18 protein-coding genes and 1 pseudogene are annotated in these 23,689 nt (G+C 67.1%); 8 read left to right on the top strand and 11 right to left on the bottom strand.

Features of this window, described 5'->3' with window-relative positions; translation table 11 throughout:
• The first annotated feature begins 204 nt into the window (after nt 1-204).
• On the top strand, nt 205-831 hold the full coding sequence (locus ABW137_RS15830) for a TetR/AcrR family transcriptional regulator (RefSeq protein ID WP_526401569.1): 627 nt from the start codon (nt 205-207) through the stop codon (nt 829-831).
• Nucleotides 832-900: 69 nt separating this feature from the next.
• Here ABW137_RS15830 and ABW137_RS15825 read toward each other — a convergent pair whose 3' ends face one another.
• From ABW137_RS15825 to ABW137_RS15815, 3 genes are read right to left on the bottom strand one after another with little or no spacing between them, the layout of a single operon-like run.
• Nucleotides 901-1,563 (bottom strand): 3-oxoacid CoA-transferase subunit B, encoded by a 663-nt coding sequence (locus tag ABW137_RS15825; RefSeq protein WP_526401567.1) that lies wholly within the window; start codon nt 1,561-1,563, stop codon nt 901-903.
• Complete coding sequence (locus ABW137_RS15820; protein WP_526401565.1) at nt 1,560-2,351, bottom strand: CoA transferase subunit A; 792 nt, start codon at nt 2,349-2,351, stop codon at nt 1,560-1,562. Before ABW137_RS15820 ends, ABW137_RS15825 begins: the two co-directional genes overlap by 4 nt.
• Before the next feature lie 18 nt (nt 2,352-2,369).
• Nucleotides 2,370-3,584 carry a thiolase family protein gene (locus ABW137_RS15815; protein WP_526401563.1) on the bottom strand — a complete coding sequence of 405 codons (1,215 nt, stop codon included), beginning with the start codon at nt 3,582-3,584 and terminating at the stop codon, nt 2,370-2,372.
• Between the two features lie 76 nt (nt 3,585-3,660).
• Here ABW137_RS15815 and ABW137_RS15810 point away from each other — a divergent pair, with 76 nt between their 5' ends.
• Nucleotides 3,661-4,584, top strand: coding sequence for a LysR family substrate-binding domain-containing protein (locus ABW137_RS15810; RefSeq protein ID WP_526401561.1), 924 nt, complete (start codon nt 3,661-3,663; stop codon nt 4,582-4,584).
• On the opposite strand, the gene ABW137_RS15805 is transcribed toward ABW137_RS15810, so the two are convergent.
• From ABW137_RS15805 to ABW137_RS15785, 5 genes are all read right to left on the bottom strand, one after another.
• The gene (locus ABW137_RS15805; RefSeq protein ID WP_526401559.1) at nt 4,562-5,965 is read right to left on the bottom strand and encodes a phospholipase D-like domain-containing protein; all 1,404 of its coding nucleotides are present in this window, start codon (nt 5,963-5,965) and stop codon (nt 4,562-4,564) included. The genes ABW137_RS15810 and ABW137_RS15805 overlap by 23 nt on opposite strands.
• Nucleotides 5,962-8,790: a hypothetical protein gene (locus ABW137_RS15800; protein ID WP_526401557.1), complete on the bottom strand. Its 2,829-nt coding sequence runs from the start codon at nt 8,788-8,790 to the stop codon at nt 5,962-5,964. The genes ABW137_RS15805 and ABW137_RS15800 overlap by 4 nt, the downstream gene beginning before the upstream one ends.
• Nucleotides 8,791-9,177: 387 nt before the next feature.
• On the bottom strand, nt 9,178-10,149 hold the full coding sequence (locus ABW137_RS15795; RefSeq protein WP_526401555.1) for a 3-hydroxyacyl-CoA dehydrogenase: 972 nt from the start codon (nt 10,147-10,149) through the stop codon (nt 9,178-9,180).
• Entirely contained in the window at nt 10,146-11,417 is a 1,272-nt protein-coding gene (locus tag ABW137_RS15790) for an iron-containing alcohol dehydrogenase (RefSeq protein ID WP_526401553.1), read from the bottom strand. The genes ABW137_RS15795 and ABW137_RS15790 overlap by 4 nt, the downstream gene beginning before the upstream one ends.
• On the bottom strand, nt 11,414-12,934 hold the full coding sequence (locus ABW137_RS15785) for an NAD-dependent succinate-semialdehyde dehydrogenase (RefSeq protein WP_526401551.1): 1,521 nt from the start codon (nt 12,932-12,934) through the stop codon (nt 11,414-11,416). Before ABW137_RS15785 ends, ABW137_RS15790 begins: the two co-directional genes overlap by 4 nt.
• A gap of 258 nt (nt 12,935-13,192) precedes the next feature.
• Between ABW137_RS15785 and ABW137_RS15780 the strand changes: the two genes are divergently transcribed.
• Nucleotides 13,193-14,917: a sigma-54-dependent Fis family transcriptional regulator gene (locus ABW137_RS15780; RefSeq protein WP_526401549.1), complete on the top strand. Its 1,725-nt coding sequence runs from the start codon at nt 13,193-13,195 to the stop codon at nt 14,915-14,917.
• 62 nt (nt 14,918-14,979) lie between these two features.
• Here ABW137_RS15780 and ABW137_RS15775 read toward each other — a convergent pair whose 3' ends face one another.
• Nucleotides 14,980-15,711, bottom strand: a complete 732-nt coding sequence (locus ABW137_RS15775) for an SDR family NAD(P)-dependent oxidoreductase (RefSeq protein WP_526401547.1) — start codon at nt 15,709-15,711, stop codon at nt 14,980-14,982.
• Nucleotides 15,712-15,907: 196 nt separating this feature from the next.
• Here ABW137_RS15775 and ABW137_RS15770 point away from each other — a divergent pair, with 196 nt between their 5' ends.
• On the top strand, nt 15,908-16,855 hold the full coding sequence (locus ABW137_RS15770; RefSeq protein WP_526401545.1) for an alpha/beta hydrolase: 948 nt from the start codon (nt 15,908-15,910) through the stop codon (nt 16,853-16,855).
• 18 nt (nt 16,856-16,873) lie between these two features.
• Nucleotides 16,874-18,538, top strand: coding sequence for a flavin-containing monooxygenase (locus ABW137_RS15765; protein WP_526401543.1), 1,665 nt, complete (start codon nt 16,874-16,876; stop codon nt 18,536-18,538).
• 49 nt (nt 18,539-18,587) lie between these two features.
• Here the strand turns inward: ABW137_RS15765 and ABW137_RS15760 are convergent, their stop codons facing one another.
• A complete protein-coding gene (locus tag ABW137_RS15760; RefSeq protein WP_526401541.1) occupies nt 18,588-20,171 on the bottom strand; it encodes a Na+/H+ antiporter in 1,584 nt (527 codons plus the stop codon).
• Between the two features lie 120 nt (nt 20,172-20,291).
• Nucleotides 20,292-21,314 (bottom strand): aldo/keto reductase, encoded by a 1,023-nt coding sequence (locus ABW137_RS15755; protein WP_526401539.1) that lies wholly within the window; start codon nt 21,312-21,314, stop codon nt 20,292-20,294.
• A 132-nt stretch (nt 21,315-21,446) separates the two neighbouring features.
• Here ABW137_RS15755 and ABW137_RS15750 point away from each other — a divergent pair, with 132 nt between their 5' ends.
• The 3 genes and pseudogenes from ABW137_RS15750 to ABW137_RS15740 form a co-directional block, all read left to right on the top strand.
• Nucleotides 21,447-22,052, top strand: coding sequence for a TetR/AcrR family transcriptional regulator (locus tag ABW137_RS15750; protein WP_526401537.1), 606 nt, complete (start codon nt 21,447-21,449; stop codon nt 22,050-22,052).
• Nucleotides 22,053-22,113: 61 nt separating this feature from the next.
• The gene (locus tag ABW137_RS15745; protein ID WP_526401571.1) at nt 22,114-23,292 is read left to right on the top strand and encodes an SGNH/GDSL hydrolase family protein; all 1,179 of its coding nucleotides are present in this window, start codon (nt 22,114-22,116) and stop codon (nt 23,290-23,292) included.
• A 79-nt stretch (nt 23,293-23,371) separates the two neighbouring features.
• Nucleotides 23,372-23,689, top strand: a pseudogene (locus tag ABW137_RS15740) (hypothetical protein); the annotation flags it as partial.

Here is a 23,689-nt window from a genome sequence, read left to right as displayed (position 1 = left end):
CGCGGCACGGGCCGGTCGAGGTCGAGACGTTTGCGGACGGCGCGGGTGGTGGTCAGAACTCCGTCGGCGTCCAGCCCGAGGTGGTGGCTCTCGACGGTGTCCTGCTCCGCGTACGGATGATTCGACGATGGGGGCATGCCTCGCACGCTACCAATTCGAGACTGATCAATCTAGAATCGTGGCGAAGATGTGCGAAGGGGTGCGATGGCTAGGACCAAGGAGTTCGACCCGGCGGTGGCGCTCGACGCCGCCATGCGGCTGTTCTGGCGCAACGGTTACGCCCGCACGTCGACCGAGGACCTCGTCAAGGAACTCGGGATTGCCCGCGCCAGCCTGTACGGCACCTTCGGGTCCAAGCGTGTTCTGTACCTCGCTGCGTTGGACCGCTACCTGTCCGGCGGTGCTGGCGACGCGCCCGAAGTCGTTTCTGAACGCGCAAAGTCCGGGTTCGACGCGGTTCGTGCGCTGTTGGAGTCCGCCGCAGCCCTGCCAGGGCAGGGGATGCCGCCGGGATGCTTCTCGGTGAACGCGACCGTCGAGCACGGTGACGGCGACGCCGACGTCGTAGACAAGCTGGAGCGCAACCGCCAGCGCATGGAGCGCGTGTTCGGCAGCGCACTGAAACGGGCCCGCGCGGAGGGTGATCTGGCCGCCGGCGTGGACGTCGATCGGACGGCGACGCTGCTGGCGACGGTGCTCAACGGTCTGCAGGTACTGTCACGTGCGGGTGCAGACCAGCTGCCGCGAATCGCCGAGACCATCGACGCCATGATGAGCATGCTCGGGGCGCACGGCGGCGCCGCCCAGCGGAGTCGCGAGCCCGCGAGATGATGCGCGACACCACCGTCGATGCCGATGCCGACGTCGTGGAGGTCGACCCGGGCTAAGCCCGGCACCTCGCTAGGCGACGCCGACTGCCGGGCTGACGGAACGCCGATCACGAACCGGCGCAGACGTCTTGGCGATGAGTTCGTCCAGTTCGACGCCGGGTGCCAGCTCGACGAGGTCGAATCCCGTGCCCGCGACGTCGAGCACGGCGAGGTCGGTGATGATCCTGCTGACCACCGCGCGACCGGTCAGCGGAAGATCGCACTCGGCGAGCAGTTTGGCACCGCCGGACTTGGTGACGTGGTCCATGAGCACGATCACCCGGCCCGCGCCGTTGACCAGATCCATGGCGCCGCCGATGCCCTTGACCATCGCGCCGGGCACCATCCAGTTGGCGAGGTCGCCGTTCATGGCGACCTGCATGCCGCCAAGCACGGCGACGTCGACGTGGCCGCCGCGGATCATCGCGAAACTCGTTGCGGAGTCGAAGAACGACGCACCGGGAACCGTCGACACGGTCTGCTTGCCGGCGTTGATGAGATCGGGATCCACCTCGTCGTCGTAGGGGAACGGACCGACGCCGAGGATGCCGTTTTCGGCGTGCAGCGTGACGTCGGAATCGGCCGGGAGGTGATCCGGAATCAACGTGGGCAGGCCGATGCCGAGGTTGACGTAGTCGCCGTCGCGCAACTCCAGGGCGGCCCTGGCTGCCATCTGGTCCCGGGTCCAGCTCATCGGTTCGACTCCATTCCTTGGCTCGGCCGCGCTCGCGTCGTCCGCTTCTCGATGTCCTTGCGGGAGGCCTGTTCTGGGGATAATTCGAGGATCTTCTGGACGAAGATCCCGGGTAGGTGAATCTCGTCGGGGTGCAGCTCGCCGACCTCGACGACCCGCTCTGCCTCGACGATCGTGACCCGGCCCGACATGGCGGCAGGGGGGTTGAAGTTGCGTGCGGCCGCGTGGAAGCGGCAGTTGCCTGCCTTGTCCACCACGTCCGCCCTGATCAGGGCGTAATCGGTGACGATGGCCTCTTCGAGCACCATTTCGCGGCCGCCGAACGTGCGAACCTCCTTGGGCGGCGACGAGAGAGCGATGGTGCCGTCGGGGTGGTAGCGCCACGGCAAACCGCCCTCGGCGACGAATGTGCCGACGCCGGTGGGCGTGTAGAACGCACCAATCCCGCTGCCGCCGGCTCGAAGTCGCTCCGCGAGCGTGCCCTGCGGGGTGAGCTCGACGGTGAGTTCGCCCGCGAGGTACTGCCTGCCGAACTCCTTGTTCTCGCCGACGTAGGAGGCAATCACCCGGCCGATGCGCCCGGCTTCGAGCAGCAACCCGAGCCCGGCGCCGTCGACGCCACAGTTGTTGGACACGATGGTGAGATCGTCGGCGCCCTGGGCCACCAGCGCGTCGATCAGGAACCACGGAATGCCTGCCAGGCCGAATCCGCCGACCGCCAGACTCGCTCCGCTGGGGATGTCGGCGACCGCCGCAGCCGCGGAGTCGGCCAGTTTGTTCAGTGTCACGTCACGTCTCCCAATATTTCAGTGGATGGCCTCGAACACGGCGGCCAGACCTTGGCCGCCGCCGATGCACATGGTTTCCAGGACGAAGCGGGCCCGCCGCCGCTGCGCCTCGTACGCGGCGGTCGCGAGGATGCGGGCACCGGTGGCGCCGATCGGATGGCCCAGTGAGATCCCGGATCCGTTCGGGTTCAGGCGTTCGTCGAGCGGGTCGACCTTCCACTCGGCGAGCACGGCGAGCACCTGCGCGGCGAACGCCTCGTTGACTTCGATCAGGTCGAGGTCGTCGAGGGTGAGTCCGGCGCGTTCCAGGGCTGCCGCGGTGGCGCCGACGGGTCCGATGCCCATGATCTCGGGTCGGCAACCCGTGACCGCCCAGGATCGCAAGGCCAGCAGCGGTGTCAGACCGCGCTTCTCGGCATTCTCGCGGGTGGTGACGACGCACATCGCGGCGCCGTCGTTCTGGCCGGAGGCATTGCCCGCCGTGACGGTGGACTCGGCGTCGGTCTTGACGCGGATGGGGCGGAGGCCGGCGAGTTTCTCAGCCGTGAGGTCGGCGCGTGGGTGCTCGTCGCGATCGACCAGAAGGTCTGGCTTGCCCCGCTTGCCCGGCACCGAGACGGTGACGAGCTCGTCGGCGAAGCGTCCGGCGTCGTGGGCGGCTGCCGCGCGGTGGTGCGAGCGCAACGCGAGTTCGTCCTGCTCTTCGCGGGTGATGTCATATTCGCGGCGCAGGTTCTCGGCGGTCTCGATCATGCCGCCGTCGATCGGATGGCTGGTACCGCCTGCCGTTTCACGGGCCCGGTCGAGTCGGTCGAGCAGCGCGATCCCGCCCTGCCGCACGCCGGTACGAAGTCCGAGGGCGTAGTGCTCGACGTTGGACATCGACTCGGCGCCGCCTGCCACCACGACGCTGGCGGCACCGGTGGCGACCTGGCCTGCGGCGTACAGCACGGCCTGCAGGCCCGAACCGCAGCGGCGGTCGATCTGCAGGCCGGGAACCCCGGTGCCGAGCCCCGCGTCCAGCGCCGCGATGCGACCGATCGCCGGGGCCTCACCGTTGGCGTAACCGTTGCCGAGGATCACGTCGTCGACATCACCCTCACCGAGTCCGGTGCGTTCGACGAGTGTCTTCAACACGTGAGTGGCCAGCTCGGCGGCGGTCAGGGAGGCGAGAGCACCGCCCATCCGGCCCACCGGCGTACGCAACGGACTGCAGATCACGACATCGGACATGTCTCGACGATAGAAGCAGCAGTCGATATTCTGAAATACTTATATTGGGCCGATTGAGAGGTGGTGAGTCCTAATCTTGGAGCTCCGTCATCTTCGGTACTTCCGCGCTGTCGCCGAGGAGCTCCACTTCGGTAGGGCAGCGGAGCGCCTGCACATGGCCCAGCCGCCGCTGTCGCAGCAGATCCGGCAGCTCGAACGCGAGCTCGACGTCGAATTGTTCACCAGGAGTACGCGCCGGGTGGAACTCACCGAGGCAGGCCGCGCCTACCTCACCCGCGTCACGGCGATCCTCGACTCCGTCGACGACGCCGGTCAGCAGGCGCAGCGGGTCGCCTCCGGTCGGGAGGGTCACCTGGCGATCGGCTGCGTCGGGTCCGCGACGTACTCGGTGCTGCCACGGCTGGTCCGGGCCCTGCGGCAGGAGCTGCCGTACGTCGACGTGAGCGTGCGCGGGGAGATGCTGGCGCCTGCACAGATCGCCGCGCTCCTCGCGGGGGAGATCCACCTCGCGCTGCTCCGCCCGCCCGTCCAACAGGAGGGGATCAGCACGGTGACCCTGCGGCGGGATCGGCTGATCGCCGTCGTACCCGAGGGCCATCGGCTCGCGAGCCGGGATGGGCTGCGCGTCAAGGACTTACGCGAAGAGGACTTCATCGCCCATGCTGGGCAGGGTAGCTCGGTGATGAGCGGCGTGCTGGCGGCAGTATGCGCCGACGCGGGCTTCGCCCCCCGGATCCGGCACGAGGTGCAGGAGACGTCCACCCTGGTGACACTGGTCGCTGCGGGGCTTGGCGTCGCGATCGTTCCCGAGCCGACCGCCGCACTCGACATCGCCGGGGTGCGCTACCTTGCCCTGAGCCCGCCCTCGCTCGGCGTCGACCTGGCGGTCGGATGGCTCGCCGAGGCGTCCTCGCCCGCCGTCGAGCGGGTCCTCGAGGTGCTGCAGCAGGTGGTGGCGGGCGACGATCACGGCCGCGTCACATCGGCACGAAGGGGTTGACGCCCTTGATGGGGGCTTGCAACTCGGTGGCCTCGTCCGAGAACGTCTTCGAAACATCGCGCGGAAAGACGTAATTGGGGTCGAGATCCCGCCGCAGTCGCTCCCACATCATGATCCTCAGGGCGCGCCCGAAGCTGGCCTTGGGAAATCCGAGCGAGGTCCCGTCGACCTTGCTGGTGAACGCGACGCCAAACTCGGATTCCGACGGCGTCGTCACGCTGACCAGGGACGCGGCCCAGAGGTTGCCAGAGCCGATGACGACGAACTCGTCGTCGAAGATCCACGTCTTCGAATGAACGAAGTTGTTGAAGATCGTGTCGACGACGGCGCCCCTGTCGTCGAGGATGGGCTGCGCCCTCGCTACGGTTTGGAGCAGTACCGGCGGATTCATCGAACTCTTCAGGATCTTGACCAGGGTGTCACGCGCGGCGGGATCGGGAGGGCGCATCGCCCCCTTGTTGACCGCCGAGACGACGACGACCTTCACCCCACGGCCGATGGCGTCGGCCAGCTGTCGCTCCATCGTGTCGGGAACGTCGGGCAGGTCGGAACGCAGCCTTGGGAGGGATCCGCCTGCGGGGTTGTTTCGCTTCGGGGCAGGACCCATGGCCTGGAAGAACTGCTCTTCCAGATAGATCGACTTCTTGGCGTTGCCGATCGCCCGCGACAGCAGCGAGTAGTAAGTGTGCTCACCGTCCTTGGCGTACCTACGCTTCCAGTTGGTCAGGTCCGAGGGGAACGGCGGATAGGTGCGGACGAACTGCACCTCGTGGGCGTCGCCCGACGAGGGCGGCAGTGTCTGCTGTGTCGCGCTCAGACCACCGAGGGGTGGTTTCACCGATTCCCAGCGCTCCTCCAGGGTCTTGCGTCCAAGATCTGCTCCTAGACCGAGGATTTCGGCTTGAACGTCGAACCACCCCCGTCGGCCGAATGTGACGTCGATGCCCCCGACGAACAGGTGCGAGCCCGACGCCAGTTTCACGAACACCGCCTTCTGGTGGTGCGAGCATCCGCTGATGAGCTGGTCGTCGACCAGCGCATCGATGTTGTGTCCTTGCGCTCCAGCAACTTCCGCGGGCCCGTCGTTCTGCGGAATGGCGAGCAGACGCACCCGGGCCTTGCGCCCGCGCGCGGCCTCAAGGAAGCTGTGGACCTGAGGGAGGCCGCCGAACTTCTGGGTGAAGATCATGTCGAGGCTGAAGGACCAGCCGATCAAGACGATGTCGTCGCCATCCTTGGCCTGCGAGATGACCCCGGCGAGCCGGTCGTAGTAGGCGTCCCGAGAGACGTAAACGCGGATCTCCGCGGTCGGGACCGTCTGAAAGCACCACTCGTCCGGCGAGCCGGGACTTCCGGGGGGCAGGAACCAGCCGCCGCTCAAAGCTGCCGTCCGGTCTTGGGGTCGTAAGCCACCTCCACCGGAACGACCTGGTCGGTGGGCAGTACCTCGACCCATTGATCGAACACCGCGAAGTCCTCGGTGCCCGGCTCCGCGCGGAACCCGCCCTGCAGTGGGTAGAACCCGTGCTCGTAGACCTTGTCGACGGGGGTTGCCGAGACTCGGTTGTCGTCGTTGATCTCGTCGGCGGGGTAGCGGTTCACCTTCAGGGATTCGGCGTGCTTCGCGGCCACGACGTCACAGAGGTGGTTGATCGCGTCGCGCACCGTGACGAACTGTCCGGCGTGCGGGATGTCGTCGAGCTCGTCCGGCGGCGCCACGTAGCGATCATCGAGACCGTCGGTGCCCTCGACGTGGAGACGCTGCAGCCAGTTCATCGCGGCGCGTTCCCGCCCCGGTCGGATCGGGATGACCGCCTTCACCCACGGCGCGTTGAGAAACGAGTTGCGCAAGTCGTCCCCGTCGAGCTGCAGCAGCCACCCGAGCGACGCTCCCAGCTTGGCAGGCCGCGATTCCTCGGTGATGTAGTAGTTGTCGACCCTGTTGTCGGCACCGCCCGACGTCACCGTGTCCATCGGCGCGATTTGAGGCTTCTTGCTGGCGGCGGGGACCTTGGTGACGACGGCCTTCATGGCCTCGGACTTCAGCTCGCCGAAGACGGTGTGGCTGACCGCCGTCGTCGACGAGATGGGTCCGACGTCGGATGGCGTGCGCATCCCGCCGAGGGCCTGGTGGCTGTGGTGCAGGCGCGGTCGCCACCATTCCGGCGCGACGAAGTACAGCATCTTGTCGACGTCGAAGATGGTGTTGAGCAGCTCGGCGACGACGTGGCGGGTACGGTCGTCCGGCATGGGGAGGTCCTTGGTGAGCATCTCCTGAATGAGGCTGCGGTACACGACGATCCGCTCCTCCTCGCGGAGGATCTCGAACTGCCGCGGCTCGATGTTGCTGGCCTTGTTGATCCGGTCGCGGGCAGCTTCGACGAACGCCTTCTCGTACTCGTGCCGGGTCTGCTCGTTGAACTTCTCGGTGGCCGCGGTGTTCTTGGCGTTGACGTCGTTGCGCACGGCCTCCGTCGGATGCCAGGTGACTTTGGCGATGACGCGCAGCGGCGATACGTTGCGGAAGTTGACGTGCTCGAGGTGGATCGAGAACGAGATCTTGCCTGGCGAGTCCTCGACGACGTTGCCGACCGAGACGTCGATGTCGTTGCCGCCGTAGTCGAACGCGATGATGCCGTTCTCGACGTCGCCGTCCACGGCGAACTCATAGTTGGGCTGGTCGCACACGGCGATGAGGCCGTGGAAGTCGTCCTGGATCTTCTCCGGGGTGCCCTCGTTGGGGTCGGTGTTGCGTTCCTGGCCGTCCTCGTACGCCTCGTCCATGTCGTCCTCGGGGATGGTGTCCTCGGTCATGGGGACGAAGGGGATGTCGATCGGGTGCTCGGTCACGATCGGCGTCGGCATGGGGATCGCCTCCGGCGGAGGGATGCTGCCCACTTCCGGTCCCTTGGCCAGGTGGACGAGTTTGGCGATGCCGAGCTGGCGGCCGGGGTCGTCGACGTAGGTCTGCCAGCAGAGGTAGGTTCCGATGTCCTGAACCTGGACACCGACTTGGCGCATCTTCCTCCGGAGCTCGTAGTTGATGAGCTCGTCGGTGGTGTTGCTGAGAACGTATCGGCGACTCGACGTGTCGGTGGTCTCGGTGACGGTGCGGAACGTCGTCCGGTAGTTCTTGCGGATCTCCGTGGACAGCTTCTCGGTCTGCTCCCGCATCCGCTTGTGAGTGGCCTCCCTGGCCTTGCTCTGCGTCTTGCCGATGTCGATGCTCGCCGATGCGCTTGCACTGCCGCCGATCCAGCTTTGATTCGCGGTGGTGTTGACCCCGAACTTGGTGTCGGACTTGTTGTCCTCCTTGACCGCGTCGGATAGCTCATCCTGCTCGGTCGTCGATTTCTCCGCCTTGACGACGGTCTCGATCTCGCTTTCCGTAGTCCGTTCGACCAGCGTCTTGCGGGTACTGACCTCGACCAGTTCCACCGTCGCGCCCGGGCTCATCCAGACGTGACCGACCGGAGACCCGAGGAATGTGTCGAACTCGAAGAAGTACTGCCGGAAGAGGTGGACGATACCCAGCGGTGACAGGCTCACCCGGTCGAGGTCCTTGAACGGATCCAGGTACTCCAGCGGATCGCGGTACTTCAGGAGCGCCAGCAGTCGCGAGAGGCTCAGGTCGGGTCGATAGAAGAGCTTCTCAAGCTCGTCGAACTGCTGGTTGTCCTTGAGGTGCATGACCAGTCCCGCGAGCGACGACTCGCGGTTCAACTGATCGGCGACCATGTCGGTGATGACGGCCGGTCGCCTGCCGGTATCGCGGGTCAGCGCGTTCTTCTGCCACTTCAGGGTCTCCGGGACGACCACCTTGTCGAGAGTCTCCTGGATCTGCGGGGCTTGAATCACCCTGTCCCAGATCGACGGGTCGTATTCCTCGTGCGGGGGAAGTGACTTGGCGATGCTCTCCATGACGAAGCTGCCGCCGGAGCGGGTCTCCGACGCGGTCAGCGTTGCCGGTTCCACCTTGCCGATGCCCGCCAGCGACTGGCGCTCGTCGAGTTTGATCTCGAATCGCCCCTTGAACTTTCGGCGCAATGACTCCAGGGCGCGGGTTTGATCGACCGAGAAGCCCCGCTCCCATCGGCGCGCCATGCGTCTTGCGCGCCAGCCGAGCATGGGCTGGTACACGCCGAAGATCTCGCTGGCGTAGGGCAGGATGTTCTCGTACTGAGCAAGATCCGTGGTGCGCTTCATGGCTGCCGTGGCCTACCTTTCAACGCGGCGGTCGGCCGGCCAGGCACCGTGATCGGATCCTAGAATTGGGGCAGTTCGGCGCGTTGAAAGAACTGTGGCGCGGCGCGCGGCGTCCGTCAAGAGCGTTGCGCACAGCCAATTTTGACTTCGCCAGGGCCACGTGACGCTGGCAAATCGACGCGCCGCAGGCCGCAAACTCGTCAGCCTGACTTGGTGACGACGGGTCCCTGCAGGTCCAGCGGCACATCGACGGTACGGGAAACGCGTTCGGCCATTTCAGCTTTCCCGAGCGTCCCACCGGGGTGGACGACATCGCTCTCGTGGTGTTCCACCACTGCTCGTTCGACGAGAGCTGGAGGCCCCCGCTGGGCGCCCCCGTGCCGCTCGCTACACCCGTTGCGCGTCTCGACTGGCCGTCAACGCGCCGGCTGAACGCGCCGACTGCAACGCGATGAGCTGGCGATCGCGCCACCGCACGCGCTCGTCCCAGTCGTCGAGATCGAGCAGGGCGCGGCGCTGCGCCGTCACGTCGGCGACGAGTTCGGGCGTCCACGGGTCGTGCTGTCCGCGTTCGGCACCCATCCGCTCGTAGGCCGGGCCCATCTTCGCGGCGTGCGACTCGATGCCACCGCGGGTATTGAGGTCGGCGGTCTCGAACGGACCGATGAAGCTCCAGCGGAGCCCGAGGCCGCTGCGCACCACCTCGTCGACGTCGTCGACGCTCGCCACTCCGTCACGCACCAGGCAGTACGCCTCCCGCAGCAATGCACCCTGCAGCCGGTTGAACAGGAACCCCTCGACCTCGCGGCGCACCAGCACCGGCCGCAGACCGGCCGCTCGGTAGAGCTGGATAGTCTGTTGCACAACGACTTCGACGGTCGACGGTGACGGCACCACCTCGATGACGGGTAGCAGATACGGGGGATTTCCCGGATGGCCCACCAGGATCCGTTCCGCCACCTCTTGGTCGAGCCCGTGAGCGATCCGGCTCGCGACGATCGCCGAGCTCGAGCTGGCCAGCGGCACCTCACTCCCAGTCAGGGCGGCGGCCTGGCGCAGCAGTGTCCGTTTGAGCTCGACCCGCTCGGGAGCGCACTCCTGCACGAAGTTGGCGCCGGCGACCGCGGACGCCAGCTCGGAGGTGAGGCGCACCCGGGACTCGACCTCGACGGGATCGGTGTCGAGGGCATGACCGTCGTGCAACTGCTTCAACCGCTCGCGTAGGTCGTCGGCCGCGCGGGGGAGTGCCTCGGCGATCGGGTCGTACACCGCGACGTCGAAACCGTTGCAGGCGAACAGGATGGCGAAGGATACCCCGATGGACCCCGCACCGAGCACCGCAATGGACGGGGTGCTCACGATTGCCACCAGCTCCGATCGCCGTCGTAGCCGCGCTGCAGGATGGCCATCACCGAGTCAGCGGTCAGCTCACGCGGGTTGTTGTCCGTCAACCGGGTCGCCAGCATGGCCTGCTTGGCGACGAACTCGAAGTCAGTCGGATTCAGGCCCAGCGTGCGCAAATCCAGAGGCGCCCCAAGGGTTTCCAGGATCGCCTCGATCCGAACGATCGCTGATCTGGCCTGACGCTCCTGCGGCTCCGACGCCACGGCCACTCCGAGGATGCGGCCGATCTCGGCGAACTCCGGAATGCGGGTCGGCAGGTTGTAGCGCATCACGTACGGCAGCAGCGCGCTGATGCCGAATCCATGCGGGGTATGGGTGAGCCCGCCGATCGGCGACTGGATGGCGTGCGCCCCCGCAGTCCCCGCGGTGTTGATCGCCATCCCCGCGCAGTAGGCGCCGAAGAGAGTGTCGGACCGGCCCTTGAGGTCACCCGGGTCGACGGCCACCGCGGGCAGCGAGGTGTTGAGCAGGGCAAGACCGGTCCGGGCGTACACGTCGGCCAGGACGTTCTTGCCCGCATACAGCGTGGTGGCCAGCTGCTCGGGTCCCGGGTTCTTGGCACGTCCGGTGAACGATTCGATGAGATGTGACAAGGCATCTGCCCCCGACGCGGCGGTCAGCCCGGGTGGGCACGTCAGCGTCAGCTCGGGATCGATGATCGCGGCGTAGGCCTCCAGATGCGGACTCGCCACCCCCACCTTCATCCCCTTCTCCTCGTCGAAGACGACGGAGATGCAGGTGACTTCGGCGCCGGTGCCGCCGGTGGTCGGGACGGTGATCACCGGGACGCCCGGTCCTGGCACAAGGAACTGGCCGTAGTAGTCGCGGACGTCGCCGCCATGGGTCAGCACCACCGATGCCACCTTCGCCAGGTCCATGCACGACCCGCCGCCGATGCCGACGATGGCCTCCAACGAGGCATTGCCGAACCGCTCGACGATGTCGACGACGTTGCGGCGCGGCAGGTCGGGTTCGGTGCCGTCGTACACCGATACGGAAACGCCCTGCTGTACAACCCCTTCGACGAGCTTCCCGAACTCAGGGCTGGCGGCCATCCGCGCATCGGTCACCATCAGGACCCGCCGCGCGATGGTGGAGACCACTCGCGGAAGCTGTTGGCGCTGTCCTGCACCGAACAGCACCATCGCCGGCTGGCGCAGCAGCCCGACCCCGAGGTCGTTGGTGGTGCGCAGCGGCGCCGGTGCGGACATGATGCTGGTCATGCCAGGCCTTCTTCCTCGTTGACGGTGACGGCGAGGTACTTCGATTCGAGGTAGTCGTAGATCGCGTCGTGCCCACCCTCGCGACCGAGGCCGGAGGCCTTGACGCCGCCGAACGCCGCGGCGGGGTCGGCCATGATGCCGCGGTTGACGCCGACCATGCCGAAGTCCAGCCGCTCGCCGACCGCGACCGCGCGCGACAGATCCCTGGTGAACACGTAGGCGGCGAGCCCGTACTTCGTGTCGTTGGCGAAGGCGACGGCCTCGGCCGTCGACGCCACTTCGTAGATGGTGGCCACGGGAGCGAACAGCTCACGGCTGCACAGCTCATCGGGTCGGCCGGGCACGCGAAACACCGTGGGCTCGAAGAAGTAGCCGTCGCCGGGATGTGGCGAGCCGCCGGTCAACAGCTCCGCACCCGTCGCGCGCAGCGTATCGACCAGGTCCACGACGGTGTCGCGCTGGCGGGCCGAGATGATCGGTCCGACGTCGACGCCGGCGTCGAAGCCGTTGCCGACCGTCAACTCCTTGGTCAGTTCGACGAACCGGGTGGTGAACTCTTCGGCCACGGCACTGTGCACGATGATCCGGTTGGCCGCCACGCAAGCCTGGCCCGCGTTGCGGAACTTGCACACCACGGCCTGCTGGGCCGCCAGCTCGACGTCCGCGTCGTCGAGGACGATGAACGGGCCGTCGCCGCCGAGTTCCATCGACGCATTGATGATGCCGGGGGCGGCCTGCTCCAGCAGGGTGGCACCCACCCCCGTGGATCCGGTGAAGCTGACCTTGCGCAGTCGGTCGTCGGCCATCAGCGCCGCCGACACCTCCGCCGACGAGGTGGTGTGGATGAGGTTCACCACGCCGTCGGGAAACCCGGCCTCGCGGAGGGTTTCGACGAACAGCGCGCATGTCAGCGGAGTTTCCTTGGCGGACTTGACGATCACGGGACATCCCGCGGCCAGTGCCGCACCCGCCTTGCGGGCGATCATCAGCATCGGGAAGTTCCACGGGGTGATCAGCAGAGCGGGGCCGACGGGCTGGTGGGTGGTGATCACGCGATATCCACCGTGCGATGCCGGTGCCCAGGTGCCGTGCAGATGGGCGATCTGCTCGGTGTACCAGAGGAAGAACTCGGCCGAGAGCGCGAACTCCGCGCGTGACTCGGCCAGCGGCTTGCCGCTCTCGGCGGTCATCACGTCGGCGAACTCCTCGGCCCGCGACAGCAGCAGCCGGTGCGCGTGGCCGAACATCTCGGCGCGGTCGCGTGGCGCGACGTGGCGCCAGGCGGTCTGCGCGCCCGCGGCTGCGTCGAGGGCGTCGATCGCGTCGTCCGCGGTGCCGTCGGCCATCGTCGCGATCTCGGCCCCGGTGGCTGGGTCCAGCACGGCGAACGTCGAATCGGCGCTTCGCCATCGGCCTGCGATGAACAACCCCGCAGGAACCGTCCTGCCATGCACGACGGCGGTGCCGACGGTCGCGTCGATGGTGGTGTCGGAAGGTCCGACCAGTGTCGTCGTCATGGGTTCCTCGTCTTCGATTGCAATGGTTGTCGCTCGGCCTGCGGGGCCCTGCCGCCGCGGTCTGAAATCACGCTAAGGCGCAAATGTGACGCCGAATACGAGTGAGTCTTTTTGAGACAGTGAGTGCCGACCTTGGCCTCGAGCCGGAGGATCGGGTCAGTCGGAGCAGGCCGGTGACCTGTGCCAACTGCGGTACGATCTGTGATCCAGATCGCAATTGGGGTCTAGATCCCGAAGGCGTGACGCAAGGAGTCGTTCGTGTCCACACCGCCCAACGAAGCGCGGATCGAGGAGTTGCGCGCCCAGTTCCTCACCGACTCGGACGCAGGTCAGGCGGTACCGCCGGACCTCCTCGAATCGTGGTTGCGGTCCAAGAGTGCGCTCGGGACGTCCAGCAACGTCCGCGACGTACCCCGCGTCGACGAGGATCTGATCGACAACCATCTGTTGGAGATGTTCCAGGCGCCGATGGCCCGCGCTGCCGAGGACCTGGCCGGCTCCGGGATGGGGTTGCTGCTGGCCGACGCGCAGGGGCGCATCGTGCAGCGGTGGTCATTGGACGCGTCGGCGATGAACCAACTGGACCGGCTGGGAACCGTGCGCGGCGCGGTGCTCGCCGAGGACGCGGTCGGCACCAACGGGGTGGGTACCGCGCTCGCCTCGGGAAAGAGCGTGCTGATCAAGGGCGCCGAACACTTCGCCGACGTCTACGTCCACCACAACGCGATGTGCACGGGGGCGCCCGTCTGGCACCCCATCACCGGCAAGCTCCTGGCTGCTGTGACGATGTCGACCAAGATCGACGAACGCAGCGGATTGCTGCTCCCCCTGACGAATTCGCTCGCCGCCCAACTTCAACAGCACGTGCTCGACGTGGCGCAACCCGGAGCCCGGGCCATGCTGGCGGCGTTCCTGGACGCCTCTGCCCGCCACGATGGTCCCGTCGTCTCATTCGGCCCCGACGGGCTGACGATGCGCAGCCGACGCGCAGGCGAGCTGACGCAGACCGACGTCGACCTGATCGGGCATCTGTGTGCCGGAATCCGCCACGACGCCCGCCTGACTGCCGAACTGTCCATCGGGACAACGGCCGTCGATGTCACGGCCCTCGACGGCGGGGCCGGAGTGGTAGCCGCCCTGAGCCCGGCCCCCCGGTTGTCGGTCGGTCATGGCAGGGCACCGGTCGACGCCCTGGTGGGCCAGACGAAGTCATGGCTGACCGCCGCCCACCACGTCAGCAGGCACATCTCCGCACGCACCGCACTGCTCGTCGCGGGCGAACCCGGCAGCGGCAAGACCTCTCTGGCGCTGGGCAGCCCCTACCGTCCCGGTGCGGTACGGGCCGACGTCACGGTGGTCCACACCGCACAGCGCCAGATCGTCGGCGACCAGGTGTGGCTGCAACAGCTGGCCGACGCCATCGCCACTTCGGCACGCGTCGTCGTCCGCGGCGTCGAGCACCTGGATCCACGGGCGCTGGCCACACTGCGGTCCCTGATCGATGCGAACGCGGGCCGGGGCTCGGTGCTACTGACCGTCACCGCGGCCACGCACTCGGACGCCGAGGCCGTCGCGACTCGGCTTGGCGTCGCCATGGTCTGGGTGCCGCCGCTGCGGGAGCGGGCAGGCGACCTTCCGGCGCTGTGGAATTCGTTTGTCGCGCAACGCTCTCCGGGGCTTCGATTGACGCTCAGCGAGGATGCCCGGCGGGCGCTGGAAGCCGGGGGATGGGCGGGCAACCTCGCCGAACTGCGCACGCTCGTCGAACAGCAGGTGGCCGCGGGCACCCGTGGCGTCGTGCAGCTCGATCAGCTGCCCGACTCGCTGCGGGCCCACCGGTCCTGGTCGATGATCGAGCGAACCGAAATGGAGACCATCCGCCGGGCGCTGCAGGACGCGGGCGGCAATCGCTCCAAGGCGGCCGAGCTGCTCGGTGTCTCGCGCGCGACGATCCACCGAAAGCTCAAGACCTACAACCTCTAGCCGAGTGTGCGGTGAGGGCGGTGGGCACTCGCACTCTTGCGCCCTCAACGCACAGCCGACGATTACTGCGCCAGGTATCCGCCGTCGATCACCAGCTCCGAGCCGGTCACGAAGCTGGCTTCGTCCGACGCGAGGAACACCACGCCGTTGGCGATCTCCTCCGGTCTGCCCGCGCGGCCCATGGGCGTCTGCGAGACGACGAAGTCGTTGATCTCCACTTCCTGGGCATCGGTCAGCGGGGTCTTGATGAAGCCCGGGTGCACGGAGTTCACGCGCACGTTGTCGGCCGCATAGCTGATGGCCGCGCTCTTGGACATGTTGCGCACCGCGCCCTTGGTGGCGTGATAGGCGTGTGCACCCGCCACCGCGGCGTTGCCCCAGATCGACGACACGTTGATGATCGAGCCGCTGCGCTGGCCGACCATGTGCGGGATCACCGCACGCATGCCCAGCCACGTACCCGTCTGGTTGGTGGCGATGACGCGCTCCCACTCCGACACGCTCAGCTCGTGCAGTGACTGGTAGGCGATGATGCCCGCGTTGTTGGCGAGGACGTCGATGCGGCCGTAGCGGTCGATCACGTCGGCGATCACCGTCGCCCAGTCCTCTTCCTGAGACACGTCGAGTTGCCGGTAGTCGATGCCAGCGGACCGTGGACCGAACGACTCGTCGGTCTTGGACCGGCCGGTGGCGATGGTGGTGGCGCCCTCGCGGGCGAATGCCTCGGCGATGGCATGCCCGATACCGCGGCAGGAGCCAGTGACCAGGGCGATCTTGTCGTTCAGACGATTCATCGGAGTCTCTTCCTTGGTTGGGAAACGGAGGGAACCGGTGCAAGAAGCCTGTCGCCGGCACCCGCTGTCGCAGTGACGTGCATCACGGTGAGACAGGGGTGCGTCAATTTGCGACACCTCTCCGGCGGGTGTGCGGGGCAACCACAGACTGACTTCAGTGCGGCAGGTCACAGCCGCGGAGATCTAGGAGAGGCCCATGACTACCCACGAGCCGACCGATCCGCTTGGCGCCATCTACGCCGAGTGGACCGAGGAGTTCATCGCCAACCCCGAGATGTCCCTGCGGTTGATGCGCTGGGTGTTCGAGGATTGGCAGCGCGCCACCGCCGAGCCGGAGGACGTCACCTACAAGTCGACCGAGATCGGTGGGGTACCAGGCATTCTGGTGACCCCGCTCGCAGCCGACACCAGCCAGGTGTTGGTGTTCCTCCACGGCGGCGGCTTCGCGCTCGGTTCCTCGGCGAGCCATCGGAAGTTGGCCGGCCACGTGGCACGGGCCTGCGGTGCGGTCGGGTTCGTTGCCGACTTCCGGCGGGCGCCCGAGCACCCATACCCCGCGCAGCTCGACGACGCGACGGCGGTGTTCGACGCCCTGGTGCGCGACGGCGTCGATGCTGCCGACGTCACCTTCGTCGGTGACAGCGCGGGCGCCAACATCGCCATCGCCACCACCCTTCGGATGCAGCGCGATGGTTCGCGTCGCCCCGGGTTGGTCATCACCGTCTCGCCGTGGCTGGACATGGAGAACGCGGGAGAGACGTTGGTGTCCAACGATGCCACCGACTTCCTCATCACCCGAGAGGGCCTGCAGGGCAACATCGATCGATACCTCTCTGGCGGCGCCGACCCCACCGATCCACTGGTGAACCCGCTACACGCCGACTTCACCGGCTTCCCACCGCTGTACGTCACCGCCGCCGACGTCGAGTCGCTCTTCTCCGATGCCACCCGGCTGCACGCCCTCGCCCAAGAGGCCGGAGTGGACGTCACGCTCGACGTCGCCGTCGGGCAACAGCACGTCTTCCCCCTGCAGGCAGGACATCTTGCCGCCGCCGACTCATCCATCGCCGCGATGGCCGACTGGTATCACGCCCGCCGTACCGCCGGTGCCCACCAATACGCTGCCCAACCCGCATCCGCCTGAGCCCAAAGGACAACGCACATGACCACACATTCCGCATTCGCCTCGCTCGCCCCGACCGAGACGCACGACGCCATCGTGATCGGCGCGGGCTTCTCCGGCCTGGCCATCCTGCATCATCTCCGCGAAATCGGCCTGGACACGGTCGTTCTCGACGCCCAGGACGGAGTCGGCGGCACCTGGCTGGCCAACCGCTATCCCGGGGTGCGGACCGACAGCGAATACAGTTACTACTCCTTCTCGTTCTCGAAGGAGGTGCGCGAGGAATGGTCGTGGTCCCAGCGCTACCCGGCGGGTCGGGAAGTGTTGGCGTACCTCAATTTCGTCGCCGACCGCCTCGACCTGCGTCGTGACATCCGACTGAATACCCGGGTGCAGTCCGCGCGCTACGACGAGGACACCAACACCTGGACGGTCCAACTCGACGAGGGTGCCCCGCTGGTGGCCAAGTACCTCATCAGCGGGATGGGAGTGCTGTCGCAGGCGATCTACCCGGACATCCCCGGCATCGACACCTTCGCCGGCGAGAAGTACCACACCGCGTACTGGCCGCGCGACGGCGTCGACCTTGCGGGCAAGCGCGTCGGACTGATCGGGTTGGGTGCCTCGGGAATCCAGATCGTGCCCGAGATCGCCCCGCAGGTGGATGAATTCGTCGTCTTCCAGCGCACCCCGAACTTCATCGTCGAGACCACCAACGACGCGGTGACCCCCGAGGACATGCAGTGGCTGCGGGACAACTACGACGCGATCTACGAGAAGGCGGCCAACCACCCGTTCGGCGTCGCGATGGAACCCGCGGAGTTCAGCGCACTGGAGGTGTCGCCGGAGCAGCGTCGCGCCATCTTCGAGAGCAAGTGGAACGAGGGTGGATTCCACTTCGCCAACGAGTGCTTCAACGACCTGGCGGTCAACCACGAGTCCAGCGAGCTGGCCTCGGAGTTCATCCGCTCCAAGATTCGCGAGATCGTCAAGGACGAGGAGACCGCGGAGTTGCTCTGCCCGAAGACGTACTCGTTCAACGGCAAGCGCGTCCCGACCGGGCACGGCTACTACGACGCCTTCAACCTGGATCACGTGAAGCTGGTCGACACCGCGGCTGATCCCATCACCGCGATCACCCCGACCGGGGTTCGGGTCGGCGACACCGATTACGAGTTGGACGTGTTGATCTTCGCCACCGGATTCGACGCGATGACGGGCACACTGACCAACATCGACATCATCGGTCGGGAGGGAATCACGTTGCGCGACAGGTGGGCCAGGGACGGCTTGCGGTCCAACCTTGGGATCGGCGTTCACGGCTTCCCGAACTTCTTCATGTCGCTTGGGCCGCAGACGCCGTACTCGAATCTGGTGGTGCCGATCCAACTCGGCGCCCAATGGCTGCAGCGGGCGCTGCGGTGGGCGCGGGACCACGACGTCGACGTCTTCGAGGCCACCCCGGAGTCCGAGGAGTGGTGGGCGTTGGAGACCGAGCGCACGGGGAAGGCCACCGTGATGTACACCGAGGGCAAGAAGGCCAAGGCCTGGTTCCTCGGCGAGAACGTACCCGGCAAGCCGGAGGCGTTCCTGGTCTACATGGGTGGCGGGCAGGTCTACCAGAACTACTGCCGAGACCTCGAGGAATCCGGCTACGCGTCGATGCTTGCGACGAGGCGAGTCGCCGAACCGGTCGGCCGGTAGCGCTTTTCGAGTGGGGAGGGCGGCCCTCGGCCGTCCTCCCCTTCGGTGGCTAGATCTCGAATCGGGATTCCTCGAGATCCAGTTCGCGCAGGATCCGGTTCAGCGCCTCGTTCGAGAGCTTCCCCTCGCGGCGCATCCGCACCAGCGCATCTCGTTGGGCTTGCAGGACGAGGAGCACCATCTGCTCGTACGCGCGAGAGCGGTCCTCGTAGCCGTCGTCCTCGATCTTGCCGAGCTGGGCGGCGAAGCGTTGCGCACGGTATTCGTACAACCCACGCATGCGCTGGACAGTGTCCTCTCGGGTCCAGTCCTCGCCGTCTAGCGCATCGATCTGCGCAATCGCGGCCTTGGAAGCCATCATTCGGGCGCGGATCTCCTCGTCGCCTTCGGGTTCCTCGTCGCCGACACCGAGCCGACGGATCAGCGTCGGGAGCGTGAGTCCCTGCATCACCAGCGTGACGAAGATGACCGCGAACGTGAGAAACAGGATCAGGTCGCGGTGGGGGAAGTCAGATCCGTCCGCGATGGACATGGGAAGTGCCAGGGCGACGGCGAGGGACACGGCGCCCCTCATCCCGCTCCACGCCATGATGAGGCGCGCAGATGCGCTGACACGCCGCTGCCGCTGCTCCGGTCGGCGGTCGACGAGTCGGATGACGTACGGGACGGAGAAGAACCACAGGATCCGAATGCCGACGACGGCGCCGGTCACCGCGAGCCCGTACACCGTCAGCGTCCCCAAGCCGTACTCGTTAAGCCCGCCGATGATCGCGCGTAGCTGGAGTCCGACGAGCGTGAAGAGTATTGCGTTGATGAGGAAGTCGACGATGTCCCACACGAAGTAGCCCTGAAGACGTGGCCGGGCGTCGAGCACCTCGGGACTCCGAATGGCCATGTAGATTCCGGCGGCCACGACGGCCAGCACCGCCGAGGCGCCGACGGCCTCGGCGGGAAGGAACGCCGCGTACCCGGTGAGCAGGGAGATGGTGACGCTGATCTGGACGTCGGAGATGCGCTTGCGGACCCACGCCGACAACCATCCGACCGCGAGGCCGATGGCCACGCCGCCAATCGCGCCGAGCAGAAAGCGTAGACCGGCCTCGGCGAGGGAGAATCCGCCCGCCACCGTCGCGGCCAGCGCGACCCGGTAGGCCACCAGTGCGGTGCCGTCGTTGAACAGGCCCTCGCCCTCGACGGCACTGACCAGTCGGCGGGGGGCGTCGAGTCGACGCATGATCGTCGCCGCCGCCACGGGATCGGTCGGCGACACGATCGCCCCAAGCACGAAGGCCGCCTGCCATGACATGCCGGGAATCAGCAGGTGTGCGGTGCACGCGACGACCGTCATCGTGGCAAGCACCAGAACGATGGTGCTGAGCGTCAGACCGCGCAGATTCGCCCGGAAGTCACCGAAGTTCGCGTAGATCGACGATTTGTACAGCAGCGGCGGCAGGAACAACGCCAGGACGAGGTCGGGTTCGAGTCCGATCTCGGGCAGTCCGGGGATGAACCCGAAGATGGCTCCGCCGATCACCAACATGATCGGGTAGGGCACCGACAGTCGACACGCCAAGGCACCCAGCGCGGCGATGGCCAGGAGCAGCCCGGTGATCACGACTTCGAGGTGGCTCACCTCGACACCCTTTCGAGCGGGGTCGACGCTGTCAACAGCGAGATCGACGTTTTGCAGAAGGCGTGCGACAAGAGCTCTGCCAAGAGCGGACCCCGCGGCCAGAGCGACCCCGACGAGCGCTCAGGCGATGCGCCGTCGGCGGAGGCCCGAATCCCGAAGGGCGGCAGGGACGTAGGCTTGATCGAGGGTTCCGACGTCAGTCCCCGGCGGGACTATCTCGTCGATCCGGTCGAGGATCTCGTCGGTGAGCGTCAGGTCGAAGCCGGCGACGAGATCGTCGAGTTGCGCCATGCTCCGAGGTCCGATCAGCGCGGTGCTCACCCCCGGGTGCGCGGTGACGAACCCCATCGCGAGATGGGGCATCGGCACACCGACGTCGTCGGCGAGGGCCACCAGACGTTCGACGGCGTCGAGTCGGCGCTCGTCACTGAACACCTTGAAGAAGTTCGCCCGCACCAGATCGGTCTGCTTGCCCTTGCGGATGCGCCCGGTGAGCATCCCCTGCCCGAGCGGGCCCCACGCCAGAACACCCATCCCGAAGCGTTGCGTGAGTGGCAGGACCTCGGCCTCGATGCCTCGCGTGAGCATCGAATACGGCGGTTGCTCGGTGCGGAAGCGTGCCAAACCCCTTCGCTCCGCCACCCATTGGGCGTCGACGATGTCCGAGGCCGGGGTGGTGGACGATCCGATCGCGCGGACCTTGCCGCTGCGGATCAGATCCGACAGCGCCGACAGCGTCTCCTCGACGTCGGTGTCGGGGTCCGGCCGGTGGACTTGATAGAGGTCGATGTAGTCGGTCTGTAGGCGCCGCAGCGAATCCTCGACCGCGGTCGTGATCCAGCGCCGCGACGCGCCCTGCTGGTTGGGGTCCGTGCTCATCGGGCGGCTGAACTTGGTGGCGAGGACGACGGCGTCGCGCCGCCCCTTGATGGCCTTCCCCACGACCATCTCGGAGGCGCCCTGGGGAGGCACCGAGTAGGCATCTGCCGTGTCGATGACGTTGATCCCACTGTCCAGTGCGCGGTGGATGATTCGGATCGAGTCGTCGTGGTCGGGGTTGCCGACGGGGGAGCCGAGCAGCATCGCGCCCAGGGCGTAGGGACTGACCTTGATGCCGGTCCGTCCGAGAGTGCGGTACTGCATTGGTCCTCCTGAGGGTGCGCGCGTCCCGAACTGAAACGGAAAGCTATTCCGGATCACGATACGGAAAAGCTTTCCGGAAAGCAACGGAATGTGGAAGGCTGTTGCCGTGAATGAGCGAAGGATCGGAGCGGGATGACGACGAACGACGACTCGCGCCCGACAGCGCGTGCGCCGCGCCGGCGTCGAGTCGACGCCCAACGCAACACCGACTCGCTCCTGGAGGCCGCGAAGGCCGTCTTCGCCACGTCCGGCGTCGACGCGCCTGCGAAGCAGATCACCGACCTAGCCGGCGTGGGGGTCGGGACGCTGTATCGCCACTTCCCGCAGCGTTCCGATCTGGTCAAGGCGGTACTCGAGCACGAGATCGACGCCTGCGCCGACGCCGGACCGCTGATGAGCGCCGAACACGAACCAGTGGAAGCGCTTTCGAGATGGATATCCAGATATACCGAACTGCTGGCGACCAAGGACGGTCTCGCGGCGGCCCTGCACAAGGGCGGCCCGGCCTTCGATGCGCTGGTCGACCATTTCCTCCAACGGCTCGGTCCAGCCCTCGCAGCACTGCTCGACGCCGCGTCGGCCCGTGGTGAAATCCGGAGTGACGTGAGTGCCAAGGACCTGCTGTACGCCGTCGCCCTCCTGTGCCTACCAACGCCCGGCGAGGGCCAGGACTACAACCAGCGCATGGTCACCGTCTTCGTCGACGGCCTTCGATTCGGCGCGACGAGCGACGGGTAGACAAGCGGCCGTGACCGATACGCCAATCGAACGAGACTTCTCGGCGACGAACTCAGGCGCGATGAGGACTCACCCCATCGACGCCGACCTCCTCCGTGGACTGGCCGAGCTCGAGCGGACCGACCGCGGATGGCTGCCGCACCGGTTGCCTGCCCGCGCCCGCGCGCAGTGCACCGATCCCCAGCTCACCACCGTCGAGGCGCAGCCGTCCGGCGTACGGCTCGCGTTTCGCACCCGCTCGACCGTGATCGAGCTCGACCTGCTGCGAACCCGAATGGTGCTGGTGGGCATTCCCGATCGTCCCGACGGCACCGTGGATCTCCTCGTCGACGGCACGCTCGTCGGGCAGGCGACGACCACCAACGGCGACGTGGTGCGCGCCGATCTTGCCTCGGGGCGAACCGACGTCGAACGTGGCTCGGTGGGGGTCGTGCGGTTCACCGACCTGCCCGCCCGCGACAAGGAGGTCGAGATCTGGCTGCCGCATTACGAGCGCGTCGAGCTCGTCGCCCTACGCAGCGACGCGCCGATCAGCCCTGCGCTTGCAGGGCAACGCCGGGTCTGGCTGCACCACGGAAGCTCGATCAGCCAGGGCTCCAACGCCCCCAGCCCGAGTGCCACCTGGCCCGCTCTGGCAGCCTCGCTCGGTGGCGTCGAACTGATCAACCTCGGTTTGGCGGGCAGCGCGATGCTCGACCCGTTCACCGCCCGCGCCATGCGCGATACCCCAGCAGACGTAATCAGCGTCAAGATCGGCATCAACCTCGTCAACGCCGACGTCATGCGACTGCGCGCCTTCGGGCCCGCCGTCCACGGCTTTCTGGATACGATCCGCGACGGGCACCCCTCGGTGCCACTGCTCGTCGTTGGACCGCTGTACTGCCCCATCCACGAGAACACCCCCGGCCCAGGCACTTTCGACGTCGCAGGCCTGGCTGCCGGCGTGGTGCGCTTCGTGGCGACCGGCGACCCCGATGGTGCGGCTCGCGGCAGCCTGACACTGACGGTGATCCGCGAGCGGCTCGCCGAGCTGGTGTCGTCGCGGATGGCGGACGACCCGCACCTTTACTACCTCGACGGTCACGACCTCTACGGGCCCGCCGACTCCGCCGAGCATCCGCTGCCGGACAACCTCCACCCCGATGCGGACACCCATCGGATGGTCGGGGAGCGCTTCGCCCGGCTGGCGTTCTTGGCGGGCGGTCCGTTTGCCGACGCGGCGGCAGCCCACACCGGCTGACGATCGAGTTCATCGATTCCCCCAACGGGTGTCCCAGACGGGCGTAATTTGCGCCACAGTGAATTCACGGGAAGTTGCCATGAAGGCTGTCCGCGGCCCACTGCGGGTGAACGAGAGGACTCTCATGGGTTACGCGAAGTACGTCGGTCGCGTCGGAGCATTGGCGGTCACGCTGGGCGTTGGGGTCGCCGTGGCGACGATGCCTGGCATCGCCTACGCGGATCCGTCGGAGGGTTCTGGTGACTCGGCGAGTTCGTCGACGGAGAAGGCGGGGGCCGCGAATGCCGACCCCTCGTCGGTCACGGGCGCCGCAGGCGGCGGGGCTCCCGGTGCGGGCTCGGCTCAGGACCGGGAGTCCACGCCAGGTGCGGCCAATACGCCCGCCGCGGACGACGGG

It is taken from the genome of Mycobacterium sp. (assembly GCF_040509115.1).
Classification (GTDB): Bacteria; Actinomycetota; Actinomycetes; order Mycobacteriales; family Mycobacteriaceae; genus Mycobacterium.
This window is presented reverse-complemented; position numbering and strand designations above follow the sequence as displayed.

Excerpts from the sequence above, each read along its gene's own strand:
- ABW137_RS15765 (WP_526401543.1), top strand. The coding sequence starts at position 16,874 with ATGACCACACATTCCGCATTCGCCTCGCTCGCCCCGACCGAGACGCAC.
- ABW137_RS15770 (WP_526401545.1), top strand. The coding sequence starts at position 15,908 with ATGACTACCCACGAGCCGACCGATCCGCTTGGCGCCATCTACGCCGAG.
- ABW137_RS15825 (WP_526401567.1), bottom strand. The coding sequence starts at position 1,563 with ATGAGCTGGACCCGGGACCAGATGGCAGCCAGGGCCGCCCTGGAGTTG.
- ABW137_RS15815 (WP_526401563.1), bottom strand. The coding sequence starts at position 3,584 with ATGTCCGATGTCGTGATCTGCAGTCCGTTGCGTACGCCGGTGGGCCGG.
- ABW137_RS15785 (WP_526401551.1), bottom strand. The coding sequence starts at position 12,934 with ATGACGACGACACTGGTCGGACCTTCCGACACCACCATCGACGCGACC.
- ABW137_RS15800 (WP_526401557.1), bottom strand. The coding sequence starts at position 8,790 with ATGAAGCGCACCACGGATCTTGCTCAGTACGAGAACATCCTGCCCTAC.
- ABW137_RS15750 (WP_526401537.1), top strand. The coding sequence starts at position 21,447 with ATGACGACGAACGACGACTCGCGCCCGACAGCGCGTGCGCCGCGCCGG.
- ABW137_RS15775 (WP_526401547.1), bottom strand. The coding sequence starts at position 15,711 with ATGAATCGTCTGAACGACAAGATCGCCCTGGTCACTGGCTCCTGCCGC.
- ABW137_RS15755 (WP_526401539.1), bottom strand. The coding sequence starts at position 21,314 with ATGCAGTACCGCACTCTCGGACGGACCGGCATCAAGGTCAGTCCCTAC.
- ABW137_RS15790 (WP_526401553.1), bottom strand. The coding sequence starts at position 11,417 with ATGACCAGCATCATGTCCGCACCGGCGCCGCTGCGCACCACCAACGAC.
- ABW137_RS15830 (WP_526401569.1), top strand. The coding sequence starts at position 205 with ATGGCTAGGACCAAGGAGTTCGACCCGGCGGTGGCGCTCGACGCCGCC.
- ABW137_RS15745 (WP_526401571.1), top strand. The coding sequence starts at position 22,114 with ATGAGGACTCACCCCATCGACGCCGACCTCCTCCGTGGACTGGCCGAG.